This window comes from Phormidesmis priestleyi ULC007, from assembly GCF_001895925.1.
Lineage (GTDB): Bacteria > Cyanobacteriota > Cyanobacteriia > Leptolyngbyales > Leptolyngbyaceae > Phormidesmis_A > Phormidesmis_A priestleyi_A.
On sequence record NZ_MPPI01000051.1, the window covers coordinates 1 to 12,153 of the forward strand.

At 49.3% G+C, this 12,153-nt stretch carries 12 protein-coding genes; 6 read left to right on the forward strand and 6 right to left on the reverse strand.

Translation table 11 applies throughout. From position 1 onward, the window contains the following. Positions 1-173 precede the first annotated feature (173 nt). Positions 174-1,001: an IS982 family transposase gene (locus BRW63_RS24115; RefSeq protein WP_073074118.1), complete on the forward strand. Its 828-nt coding sequence runs from the start codon at positions 174-176 to the stop codon at positions 999-1,001. 408 nt (positions 1,002-1,409) lie between these two features. Here BRW63_RS24115 and BRW63_RS24120 read toward each other — a convergent pair whose 3' ends face one another. After that, on the reverse strand, positions 1,410-1,961 hold the full coding sequence (locus BRW63_RS24120) for a TetR/AcrR family transcriptional regulator (protein WP_073074926.1): 552 nt from the start codon (positions 1,959-1,961) through the stop codon (positions 1,410-1,412). A gap of 207 nt (positions 1,962-2,168) precedes the next feature. Here BRW63_RS24120 and BRW63_RS24125 point away from each other — a divergent pair, with 207 nt between their 5' ends. From BRW63_RS24125 to BRW63_RS24140, 4 genes are all read left to right on the forward strand, one after another. After that, a complete protein-coding gene (locus BRW63_RS24125) occupies positions 2,169-3,260 on the forward strand; it encodes an NAD(P)/FAD-dependent oxidoreductase (RefSeq protein ID WP_317615844.1) in 1,092 nt (363 codons plus the stop codon). A 105-nt stretch (positions 3,261-3,365) separates the two neighbouring features. Then, positions 3,366-3,968 (forward strand): glutathione S-transferase family protein, encoded by a 603-nt coding sequence (locus tag BRW63_RS24130; protein ID WP_073074928.1) that lies wholly within the window; start codon positions 3,366-3,368, stop codon positions 3,966-3,968. A gap of 53 nt (positions 3,969-4,021) precedes the next feature. Next, positions 4,022-4,984 (forward strand): pyridoxamine 5'-phosphate oxidase family protein, encoded by a 963-nt coding sequence (locus BRW63_RS24135; protein WP_073074929.1) that lies wholly within the window; start codon positions 4,022-4,024, stop codon positions 4,982-4,984. Between the two features lie 46 nt (positions 4,985-5,030). After that, the gene (locus BRW63_RS24140) at positions 5,031-5,456 is read left to right on the forward strand and encodes a nuclear transport factor 2 family protein (RefSeq protein ID WP_073074930.1); all 426 of its coding nucleotides are present in this window, start codon (positions 5,031-5,033) and stop codon (positions 5,454-5,456) included. Positions 5,457-5,651: 195 nt separating this feature from the next. Here BRW63_RS24140 and mnmE read toward each other — a convergent pair whose 3' ends face one another. The 4 genes from mnmE to BRW63_RS28590 all read right to left on the reverse strand — a co-directional run bounded on the left by mnmE (position 5,652) and on the right by BRW63_RS28590 (position 9,696). Then, a complete protein-coding gene (mnmE, locus tag BRW63_RS24145) occupies positions 5,652-7,034 on the reverse strand; it encodes a tRNA uridine-5-carboxymethylaminomethyl(34) synthesis GTPase MnmE (RefSeq protein ID WP_073074931.1) in 1,383 nt (460 codons plus the stop codon). A gap of 2 nt (positions 7,035-7,036) precedes the next feature. Beyond that, complete coding sequence (locus BRW63_RS24150; RefSeq protein ID WP_073074932.1) at positions 7,037-7,603, reverse strand: GNAT family N-acetyltransferase; 567 nt, start codon at positions 7,601-7,603, stop codon at positions 7,037-7,039. Between the two features lie 14 nt (positions 7,604-7,617). Further along, entirely contained in the window at positions 7,618-9,072 is a 1,455-nt protein-coding gene (locus tag BRW63_RS24155) for a protein adenylyltransferase SelO (protein ID WP_073074933.1), read from the reverse strand. Between the two features lie 72 nt (positions 9,073-9,144). Continuing rightward, positions 9,145-9,696 carry an SH3 domain-containing protein gene (locus BRW63_RS28590; protein ID WP_219898715.1) on the reverse strand — a complete coding sequence of 184 codons (552 nt, stop codon included), beginning with the start codon at positions 9,694-9,696 and terminating at the stop codon, positions 9,145-9,147. A gap of 213 nt (positions 9,697-9,909) precedes the next feature. Here BRW63_RS28590 and BRW63_RS24165 point away from each other — a divergent pair, with 213 nt between their 5' ends. Beyond that, on the forward strand, positions 9,910-10,647 hold the full coding sequence (locus BRW63_RS24165; protein ID WP_073074935.1) for a phosphoadenylyl-sulfate reductase: 738 nt from the start codon (positions 9,910-9,912) through the stop codon (positions 10,645-10,647). Positions 10,648-10,798: 151 nt separating this feature from the next. Here the strand turns inward: BRW63_RS24165 and BRW63_RS24170 are convergent, their stop codons facing one another. Next, entirely contained in the window at positions 10,799-11,905 is a 1,107-nt protein-coding gene (locus tag BRW63_RS24170; protein ID WP_073074936.1) for a saccharopine dehydrogenase family protein, read from the reverse strand. Positions 11,906-12,153: the final 248 nt, after the last annotated feature.

Below are 12,153 nucleotides of genomic sequence, written 5' to 3' on the forward strand. Positions count from 1 at the left end.
CAAACATCGCTTTAGTTTGCATCGCTTTGGTCAATCCACCTTGCTGGGACTCTACCGCTGGCTCGTGTTGTCTCTGGTCGCCTTTGTACTAACTTGAGTTGCTAGTTATAAGCGGCAGCAGGAGCAAAACAAATAAAGCCTCTCCAAGGTCTTGTAACTCCTGGAGAGAAAAAATGCTTCCTGAAATTATAGCGATCTATGCCATCACCGATGACCTGCTCAAAGCGATTGGGCATCAGGAGGATGTCCGAGTGCAACTGAGCGATGCGGAAGTAATCACCACCGCACTTGTCTCTGCCCGCTTTTTCGGTGGGAATCATCAGAATGCTCAGGACTATCTCAAAGAACCCGGGTTGATGCCCAAGATGTTGAGTAAGTCGCGGTTTAATCGCCGCTTGCATCGGTTATTTTTGCCATTACTAGACCTGTTCGACTGTCTGGGTATGGTGCTCAAATCGATCCATTCGAGTACGGAATCCTGGCTCGATTCTTTTCCGGTGCCCTTGTGCGACAACATTCGGATTCCTCAAGTTCGTCTGGTTCGATGCGAGGATTACCGAGGCTACATCGCATCCAAAAAGCGCTACTTCTATGGCATTCGGGTACAACTGCTAGCGACCGCTGATGGCATTCCAGTGGAATTTGCCTTTCTGCCCGGCGAAGCTAATGATGTGCGGGGACTCAATGCCTTGCCGTTATCGCTGCCCGCAAACAGTGAAATCTATGCGGATGCTGCCTACACCGATTACAAAATAGAGGATGCCCTTCGCGATACCGAGGCTGTTACCTTACAGGTCGCTCGTAAACGTAATTCCAAACGCCCGGATTCTCCCGCTCTCGCTTACATCAAGCAAACCACTCGCCACTTCATCGAAACTGTTTTCAGTGGCATTCCTGTTCAATTTCCCAAAGCCATTCATGCGGTGACGATGGATGGCTTTTTGCTTAAAGTTTCCACTTTTATCGTTGCTTTCACCCTTAAAGCTGCTTTTATCGACTAGTCCTTTGCTCCCGCTCAATCGGTTACGAACTGCTTTCGCGAGTTCGACTCGTTGACCTGAGTGCGCTTCACACTCATCTCCCATCTCCAACTAACCCGCAACTTGGGTTACTAGCACACTGGACACATTGTTGGGCAAAACCTCAGCGCCTAGATTGGAAAGCCGCAGGGGAACTTGCCCAAGTCATTCTCTTGCCGCAGGTTGTTTGGAAAGACCTCCTACATCAGATTAGGAGTCACTGGGACATTGCGATGCAGCATGGCTTTGAAATCATTCTCAAGCCCATCCGCTGGCACTATTGAGAATAGTGCAAGATCTGAGTAAGATTATTAGTGATTTTAGATCCCACTTAATATCGTCAGACACAATAATTTCGATATTTACACAAGAAAAATCATTTGGTCAGCCTTAAATATTCTGACAAAGTTGCTGCGGTAATTGTTTGATAACGCGCTGAAACGGCGCAAAATCTTTTAATCCATGGGACAGAATTAATGCACCCTGAATAGCGATCATGGCATCTTCTCCCCGTTGCTTTGCCATTGTTTCATCCAATCCGGCTATGACTAGAACCTGGGCGATCGCCTCAATCCACGTAGCAAAAGCCCAGCTAATTTGGGAGTGAAACAGGTCATCACTTGTTTGTTCTAATACTAACACCGCCCACAGACAGGAATTTTGTCCTTCCTGAAAAAAGTGACTTGTTTCCTGACACATGGCCTGGAATGCGTCGATTGGCTGCACCTTGCGGTTCAGGATTGGCAGAATACATGTCTCTAGCCACTGATTTACCTGAGTGAGGGCAGCCTCAGCCATTTCCGCCTTACCACCTGGGAAGTGATGGTAGAGACTGGCTTTTCCTAACCCGGTTGCCTGGGAAATTTTGGAGAGGGTTAAACCCTCATAACCGAACTGTCGAAACAGTTTGAGCAGCGTTGGGACATGAGCTTGCTTAGACATGACTAAAACATAGAGTTTATCTATTGACAATCATACCGAACGAACGGTACAGTATCAATACACCGAACGAACGGTACAAAAGCAGGTTTTCTTTATCAACGGTGGCTGAAATGAAACCCAAGCAACGCGATGAACCTCGAATCCGAATAGTCAGGATGGATTGTCAGGATCAACTCTGGCTCTTATCCGGTTTATTTCCCTTCGAGCGTGAGTTCTTGTCAGTCAACTGTTTACCCTGGCAAGAACTGGAAGGCGGTTCTCGGTGGTAATGATGTAAATCTCTTTAGCTGCCTATTGGAGGTGCAGATGCAGATCTCAAAGCAAACTCCCAGTCAACAAATTGAAAAAATTTACGATGTACTAGTTATTGGGGGAGGCGCCGCCGGGTTATCTGCTGGAATCTACCTTCAACGCTATCTGCTCTCTACGCTCGTCATTGATAAGGGCAAGGCCCGCTCCCTGTGGATGCAGGAATTGCACAATTACCTGGGCTTGCCGCCGAATACCCCGGGTCGGGATGTGCTGAAGCAAGGCAAAGAGCATTACTTGTCTTTAGCGGGTGATTACCTCAATGCGTATGTGGAGGAAGTCATGGATGAGGGTGAAACGTTTGCAGTGCGGGTGCGGATAGGCCGCAGCCATCCCACTGCCGTGGTGTTCCGCAGTCGTTATCTGATTGCCGCCAGCGGCATTATCGACCACCTACCCAAATTGGACGATATGCAGAATGTGTTTGACTATGCCGGACATAATCTGCACGTTTGCCTGATCTGTGATGGTTATGAGATGCGAGATCAACGGGCGGGGGTGTTTGGCAGTAGTGAATCAAGCCTGGAAGTAGCCTTCAGTTTGGGTTGGTTCACTCCCCATATTACTCTGTTCACGAATGGTGAATTTGCGGTGGGTGCAGCATTCCGCGATCGCCTTACGGCCCAAAGCTATACATTAGTCGAACAACCGATTGCTCGCTTCCTGGGTGAAAACCATCAGATGACGGGTGTGGAACTGGCCGATAGTTCGGTGGTAGAACTGGATACTGGACTCGTTTCGATGGGGTCTAAATATCACGCTGATTATCTGAAAAACATTGACCTGGAATACCAGGGTGGCAATCTGATTACAGATAATATGAACCGCACCTCCCATCCCCGCATTTTTGCTGTGGGTGATTTGAAACTGGGGATGAATCAGGTGGTGATTGCTGCTGCCGATGGGGCGTTAGCAGCGACCCAAATCTGGCGGGATATTCGCCGCAGTGAAGGAGCGCGGCGATCGCCAATCAGCAGCAGCGTAGCCTAATCACGGTTTATTCACCCAATTGACCATCAGGAGATTTGACACCGCTCTAGGTCTTGCAAGCCAAAATCACTCGCACTCACACTAATACTCAACAGGAAAATCCCAATGATTAAGCTTTACGGTCACGAAGTCTCTGGCAACAGTTATAAAGCCCGATTGATGTTGTCATTACTCGATCTCGACTATGAGTGGGTCAGAGTTGATTTGATGAAAGGTGAGCATAAATCACCGGAATACCTGGCAATCAATCCCTTTGGGCAAGTGCCACTCCTGGTAGACGGAGAAACCCAGCTTGCCGATGCCCAAGCGATTCTGGTCTATCTGGCACGGCAATATGGCGGTGAACATTGGCTGCCGCTAGAAGCCCTACCCTTAGCACAGGTCATCCGCTGGCTATCAACCGCCGCTGGTGAAGTGCGTCAAGGGCCGGAAAATGCGCGACTCTACCATTTGTTTGGGGCTGGCACAAACATCAACATTGAGCGGGCGACCCAAAAAGCCGAGTTTATTCTGACTCAACTGGAGCAGCATTTAAGTACCCACACCTGGTTAGAGTTTGAGCGACCCACGATCGCTGATGTGGCTGTCTTTCCCTATGTCGCCCTAGCCCGAGATGGCAAGATTGAACTCAGCGCTTATCCCCAGGTGCTGGCATGGATTGAGCGGGTGAAGCAACTTCCTGGCTATATCCCAATGGCAGGCATTTAGTTCCTGGAATTGTCTCGATCATTTCATTTCCTCAAGCTCAGGAGAAAATTACCATGGCAAACACAGGCTGGTCACAGTCTGAATCGCCTTTCCACGCGGGTGAATTGGCAATTCAGGCTCGATTTGGAGCGCAAGAGCGGATGGACAAGCAAGGACGGCGCATCATTCGGGACTATCTTCCCGATCAGTTTCGACAGTTCTTTGCCCAACTACCCTATGTGATTGTGGGCACGGTGGATGCGTGCGATCGCCCCTGGGCTTCGATTCTGGTGGGGGAACCAGGGTTTCTCTCGTCACCGAGCGATCGCACGTTGCAAATTGCGGCCCAACCCCTGTTTGGCGATCCGTTAGCGACCACCCTCGCCAACGGCATCGACATTGGCTTGCTGGGTATCGAACTGCACACCCGTCGCCGAAATCGCCTGAATGGAACGGTAACAGCAGCGCATGGCGATCGCTTTGAAGTCCAAGTCGGGCAGAGCTTTGGCAACTGTCCCCAATACATCCAAGCCCGCCGGTTTGAACTCAGTGTTCATGATCCGACTGTTCCTAGACCGATTCATCGGCTCGAAACCCTAGGCGAGGCGGAACAAGCCATGATTGGAGCGGCTGATACCTTCTTCATCTCCACCGCCTATCAAGCCGAATCGGCGGGAGCGGCGAGAGGCGTGGATGTTTCGCACCGAGGCGGCAAACCGGGCTTCGTGCGGATCGATCATAATCAGACCTTAACTGTCCCCGACTTCTCCGGCAATTGTCACTTTAATACCTTCGGCAACCTGGAGTTAAATCCCCGCGCTGGACTCTTATTCATCGATTTTGCTCAAGGCAATTTGCTTTATCTGACAGGCCGCGCTGAAGTCATTTGGTCAGGGGCTGAAATTAATGCCTACGCAGGGGCAGAGCGCTTATTACGCTTCCATCTTGATCGCGGGTGGCGCATCGAAGGCAGCCTGCCTCTACACGGGTCAGATCCAGAATTCTCTCCTTTTCTCGATCGCATGGGTTCTTGGTAAGCCGCGATCGATCGACAAATCTACCCACTTATCAAGGAATCAACCGATGGAAACTAAACCACCTCTGCCTCCGTTTACTCTAGAAACTGCCAAAACTAAAGTTCAGGCGGCTGAAGATGCTTGGAATACTCGTGATCCACAGCGGGTTGCCCTCGCCTATACTGCCGATTCTGAATGGCGAAATCGCTCAGAGTTTTTCAGCGGACGCACGGCGATTATCGAATTCCTTCGACGTAAATGGACTAAGGAACTGGACTACCGCTTGAAGAAAGAACTCTGGTGCTTTATGGACAACCGGATTGCTGTCCGATTTGAATATGAGTGGCACGATGAATCCGGTTCCTGGTATCGCGCCTATGGCAATGAAAACTGGGAATTTGCCGACAATGGTTTAATGATGCGGCGATTTGCTAGCATCAATGATGTGCCGATTCAGGAGTCAGACCGAAAATTTCGTTGGGAACGCACTTGATCGCCACATAACAAACCCCTTGGAGCGGACTGCCTAGATATCTTAGTCCATTGCCAAGGATAGTTGCAGCCGCTCAAGCGGAATCGTTATTGCAGACCCAATAAATCGAGTTCTGCTCATGATTAAGATTTGCATTGCTTTCTCCAGTTGTCAGAGTTCCGCGATCGTCACACCTTCTAGAGATTTGAGTGAATTCTATTTGCCAAGGCAAAATCGGCTGAAAATGCGATCGAGCACCGATTCCGTCACATCTTCACCGATAATTTCACCGAGCGCTTGAATGGCACTGCGAAGATCGATCGTCCAAAAGTCAAGCGGAAGTTGAGCGGCGATCGTAGCTTGCACTTGCTCAAGAGCGACTTTGGCGCGGGTGAGGGCGGCGGCTTGTCGTTGATTGATGGCGAGATCAAGATTTGCGGCTTGCAGTCCGCCTGCATGGGCAACTTCGAGAATGGCTGTCTCTAAATCGTCAATGCCTTGGTTGAGCGCGGCGGCTGTTTTGACGATGCGAGTGATTTCAGGCGGACAGTTTAGAGCGGCGATCGCACCCGTCGCAACCAAATCAATTTTGTTTGCCAGCAGGATTAATGGGCGATGTTGCACGGGTTGATAGATTTCTTGGTCGTCAGTTGTCCAGCCAACTTGGGCATCGATCGCCAGCAAAATCAGATCCGCAGCTTGTGCCACCGCACGCGATCGCTCTACCCCAATTTTCTCAACCCGATCGTCGGTGTCTCGAATTCCTGCCGTGTCGAGTACCTGAATCGGAATGCCACCGACGACAAGCTGAGACTCGACTACATCGCGAGTCGTACCAGGCAGATCAGTGACGATCGCCCGATCGCTGCGACTCCAAGCATTGAGCAAACTGGATTTGCCGACATTGGGACGACCGACGATCGCGACTTTTAAGCCCGATCGTAAAAGTTCTCCGCGATCGGCCGTTGCCAAAATTTGCGTCACGTCTGCCAATAGGTTTTCTAGCTGGGCTTGGATTTCTAGTTCATTTATAGGCGGCAAATCTTCTTCAAAATCAATTCGGGCTTCGACTTCTGCCAAAAGATCTAAACAAGTCGTTCGTAACTGCCTGATCGGATGGGCGAGTTTGCCCTGCAAGCCAGCGAGAGCAGTTTGGGCAGCTTGGGGCGATCGTGCTCCAACTAAATCAGAAATGCTTTCGGCTTGCGTCAGATCTAGCCGCCCATTCAGAAATGCCCTCAGCGTAAACTCTCCAGGCTGTGCGAGTCGTGCCCCCTGTTCTAAGCAAAGCTGCAACACTTGCTGAACTGCCATAATGCCCCCGTGACAGTGAAACTCGACCACATTTTCGCGGGTGTAAGAGCGAGGAGCGAACATTAGCAACAGTAAGGCTTCATCGACGACCTGCCGAGTCTGCGGAATTTGCACATAGCCATAGAGAATTCGATGACTTTCCCAGGGTTGATCACCCGGCGCGTGAAACAGTGTTTGCGCGATCGCCACCGCTTTTGCACCTGACAGTCTGACAATGCCAACGCTGCCCTGTTCGGGAATGATGGCGGTCGCGATCGCGGCGATAGTTGCTCCGATTTCAGCCATGTTTATCGCTCTGCCCAATTGGGATTGGTTAGGCTTGTGAGAATGTGATCTTCCCACTTGCCGTTAATTAAAATGTAGTTCCCGGCATAGCCTTCAATTACGAATCCTAGCCGTTTTAAGACACTGGCACTGCGGCGATTATGAGGCATATAATTGGCACAAATCCGGTGCATATTTAAGTCGTCAAAGACGTATTGAATGGACGCTTGAATGGCTTCGGTCATATAACCGTGTCCTTGTTCTGATTCGGCGAGGCTATAGCCTAAACAGCAAGAATAAGAAACGCCTTGAATCATCTGTGTAAAGTTTGCGCCGCCGATAATTTTGTCGGGTTGACTTTTGTTAAAGATAAACAGGCGCAGCGAACGATCGTAGCTGAACTCAATCAAACTTTTGTCGATTTGATGCGACCAAAACTCTCGGTTGTAAAAATTCTTGGGTTTAGTGGGTTCAAACGGCTCTAAAAACGCTCGATTCTCTTTGTAATAGTGGATGACCGCAGGAATATCGCGTTGTGATAAGAGTCGCACAATCAGCCTTGGCGTTATAAAAACAGGCGCTTCGATCATGACTGAATCGCTGATTATATAGAAGTTTTAAGCGGGGATTGGGCTTGAATCTCATTCAAAAGCTCATAAAAAGGTAGCCAATTATCGTCTTGCGTGATCGGTTGCCAGATTGCTTCGATCGCAGGTCTAACTAAATTCACACTAGGATTATGTTGATAAAGCCGATTCGCAATGTTTAGCATTTCATCTTCTGGCAACTGATTTAAAGCTTGATGATATTTTTTTCGCCAAGTTTGAAAACAAATCTGAAGTGATTCATTAGGAATTTCTAACTCGCTAAAAATGTGCTTTGCTGACTCTCGCCAAGTTTTAGAAAACTGCGTAGTCAACTCCCAAAAGAAACTTTGATATTCAACTTGAGATTCTTTTAGAAACTGAATAGTTAACGCGTTCAGTTCTTTTGAAAGCGATTCTTCTAAGCGATTAAAGCCGAGCCGATCGAGCATTCTTTGCTGATAAAACTCTTCGTAGTGTGACTCAAACTTTGCTAAACCAGCCTCCATATCCGCGATCGCAATCACTCGTTGAAGGGGAGCCTGAAGCATTTCGAGATTTAACCGACAAATAGCAGGCTGATTGCCATAACAATAGCGCCCCGAATAGTCAAAATAAGCGGCCGTAAATTGAGGATTATAAGTGTCGATAAACGCAAAAGGGCCATAATCAAAACTCTCGCCCGTGATCGACATATTATCGGTGTTGAGAACCGCGTGACAAAAGCCCGATGACATCCACTGTGCGACCAATTGGGCGACTCGCTTCACCAATTCGGCGTAAAACAAGGCGTAACGATCGCGCTCCCCTGCCAGATGAGGATAGTAAACCTCGATTACATGATCCAGCAAAATTGCAATCAGGTCTTTACGATCGAGCGTTCCCAATCGCTCAAAGGTGCCAAACCGGATATGCGATCGGCTAAAGCGGATCATCACGGACGATCGGGTTGGTGAAGGCTCATCGCCTCGCCAAAGCGGTTCACCCGTCTCAACCAAACTTAAACAGCGAGAAGTCTTAACGCCCAAACGGTGCAGCATTTCGGATGCCAACACTTCTCGCACGCCGCCTTTCAGCGTCAGTCGTCCATCTCCGCCTCTTGAGTAGGGAGTCGTCCCTGATCCTTTAGTGCCAAAGTCATAAAGTTCGCCATCTGTGCCCCTGACTTGCCCATAGAGAAACCCTCTGCCGTCTCCCAAAAAGGCATTGTATTCTCCAAACTGATAGCCGTGATAGCGAAGAGCCAAAAACGGTTGCCGTCCTTGAAATTTGCCAAACGCCTCAACAAAATCGGCATCTGTAACGGTTTCTGGCGTTAGCCCCAGTTGAGTTAGAACTTGATCGTTGCGAAACCGCAAAATCTCTTGAGGAAACTCAGCCGCCGCCACGACATCAAAAAAGTCATCGCCCAACACTTCTAAAGCGGGTTCGTAGTTGAGATTGAGCAGCGGATTTGAGGATTGGGTAAGAGGCATTAAACATCCGATCGGCACGTCTCTCTCATCCTACCGATTCATGGGAGATCAAGGGATCACGTTTGAACAAACCTACTGATATTCACTTCCCCATGCCTTAAAGCCAGACTCGATCGGTTCAATCTCCATGCCAGTGGCGCTATTGGTGATTTTGAGTTGAGTCGCACCCCGACGAATCATTGAAGCTTGATACGCCCGTCCATCTTTCGTCGATAGATAATTCTCCCATCCTCCCGAATTGGACAACTTAGTCGCAAAGACGTGATTTAGCTCGGTTGATGCCGTCCTTTTGTTGTAGATATTCATAAAAACGCTGGCACCCTCTTCAAACACTCTGACCTGTCGGGTGTTGGTTTCAAAAAACAAGCGCGTGCGGGCATCAATAGGATTTGGAGTTGGGGTTGGAGTTGGGGTTGGAGTTGGGGTTGGAGTCGGGGTTGGGCTTGTAGAGATATCAATCACGTCCTCTCTAACCCAACCATTTTTCGTTACGTCAAAGGTGACTCGATACCAAACAAAGCCGCTCGCATCTCTTCCCGTTTGATCTGTGACCGTGACGCGAGTGCCGACAGGTTTTGAGACATAAGCAGAGGTTAAATCTGGACTGTTGCGAATTCTAACCATTGTTATGCCTGGGGCATTGCTCTTTAATATACCGACTCTGGTTGGGTTGCTCATCGCCGTAAATGTTAAGGGAGAAGACAGGCTTAGTATACCGAACTATTTTTTGTGAAAATCATAGTGTGAAGGATTTGACACTTTTCCTAGAAACGCAAGGGCGCTGACAAGCCGATAGAATAAAAGATGGAATTCAGACGATCAGCGGAGAACACTATCATGGCGCAGTTGACCGCGCAGCCCGAACTAGATATTTCTAGCCTCAATGCCGACCTTTCTAACCAAACTCCACAAAAAATTCTCGCGATCGCCCTCAGTCAGTTTGATAACCTTGCGATCTCGTTTAGCGGTGCTGAAGATGTCGTCTTGATCGACATGGCGCACAAAATCAACAAAGACATCAAAGTTTTCAGCCTTGATACGGGGCGGCTTCATGCTGAAACTTATCAGTTTATTGAGCGAGTCAGAAAACATTATGGGATCACGATCGAAGTGATGTATCCCGATGCGACACAACTCGAAAATCTAGTCACCACAAAAGGACTCTTCAGCTTCTACGAAGACGGACACCAAGAATGCTGCGGCATTCGCAAAGTTGCCCCTCTGCGCCGCAAATTGTCCACTTTAGATGCGTGGATTACCGGACAGCGCAAAGATCAAAGTCCGACTCGTGCCAATGTGCCCGTAGTGCAGATTGACAACGCTTTCTCTAGCGACGATCGGCAATTAATCAAGTTCAATCCACTAGCAAACTGGACTTCGGCAGACGTGTGGATGTATATCCGTTCTTACGAAGTTCCTTACAACCCACTGCATGAGCGCGGCTTTATCAGCATCGGCTGTGAGCCATGCACTCGACCCACATTGCCTCAACAGCATGAGCGAGAAGGGCGCTGGTGGTGGGAGGATAGCACCAAAAAAGAGTGCGGTTTACACGCGCCGACGCAGGAAGTTTGAGGCGATCGTGGATTTATTAAGCCTGCCCTCACCCTAGCCCTCTCCCCAAGGAGAGGGAACAAGACTCTAACTCCCTTCTCCTTGGGGAGAAAGGTTGGGGATGAGGGCAGAAGACGCTTACAGGTTTTACAGGTTGTTTGATCTACGATCGTTAACGCATGAGCTGATGCTGAATTTTGATGCCTCGGCTTTGCATCACCTGCTCAAATAAATCAGTCGGGAGTGCTTGCTCGATCGCCCACACTCCTGGCTTTTTTAACTGCCCCGAAAGCAGCAACTCAACCACTGTGCCCGTGCCGTACCCTGCCGCGATCGCCGTATCGGTGTGAATCAACGTTGAGCAGCAGCGCATGGGCTGTCCGTCCTTGGTGCCAGTCACCTCTGAGCGAATCGCCACCCCAATGCCGCTAAAGCGATCGCTGACATCGGTCATAAAATGGCTAACGTGCGACAAAAACTCAATCACCGCCGAGTTGCGTAACCAGCTAGGATGCCACCAGCGAGCAACGCTCCAAGTCAAATAGTTATAAAACGTGGGCACCGTCGCAAATTTAGTGATCACCGTCTTGACTGGAAACGTGTCGGGCAGCGTAAACGCTTCGGGCATATCAAACCAATAAACGCCAACTTTGCCATAAGGAGCCGGAAACTCAATCACTTCGCGATCGCTATAGGGTTTGACCGATCGCCATTCTCCATTGATCCACGCCTTAAAGGGACGTTGCAGCCCTAAAAATGTCGTTCGCATTACGGTAATTCCTGCGCCGCCTGAGCCTGACACCACATAACTTAGGTGAACTTTCTCAGCGTCGTCTAGTTGCTCAACACCCCGACGCACCATGCTGTTTGAGATGCCCGGAAAAATGCCTGTGTTAATCACTGCCGTCACGCCAGCAGCTTGAGCTTCGGCTCGATAGTCTAAAACCTTGCGAGTAAACGAAGGATGATCGCTGACATCGACATAATCTGCGCCTTGCTGAATGCACAGCTTTAAAACTTCAGCGTCGCGGTAGTGAAACGGCCCGGCACAGTGAACGACGACATCTGTTTGAGCGATCGCAGCTTCCAGTGCTTTTTGATCTGCCAGGTCGATCGTCACAAATTGAACTCGTGACCCCAGATCATCACTTTTCTGTTCGCCTTTGGTGAGGTTGCGTCCGGCGATCGTCACTGATGCTTGTGTGTGAGCCAAAAGGTCAGCCGCCACTTTGCTGCCAATTCTGCCACTGCCGCCGAGAATCAAAACCCGATTTGTCATGCCGATCGCCCACCGAACGCTATGTTATGGTTTGTTGACGCGAAGAGATCTACTAAACTCTCTTCGATCGCCGATCTTTATTAGAGCTTAGAAAATGCTTGGAAAGTTGTTCCGACTACAATTTAGCTGCTTTTTGTGACAGAAAATTGGCAGCTTATAGCACGATCGCCACAAGACAACCCATACTAAAGGCAGATTAGCTTGAATTAAATCGCACCGAAGACTTAAGCAGTTAAACGCAGCAAATC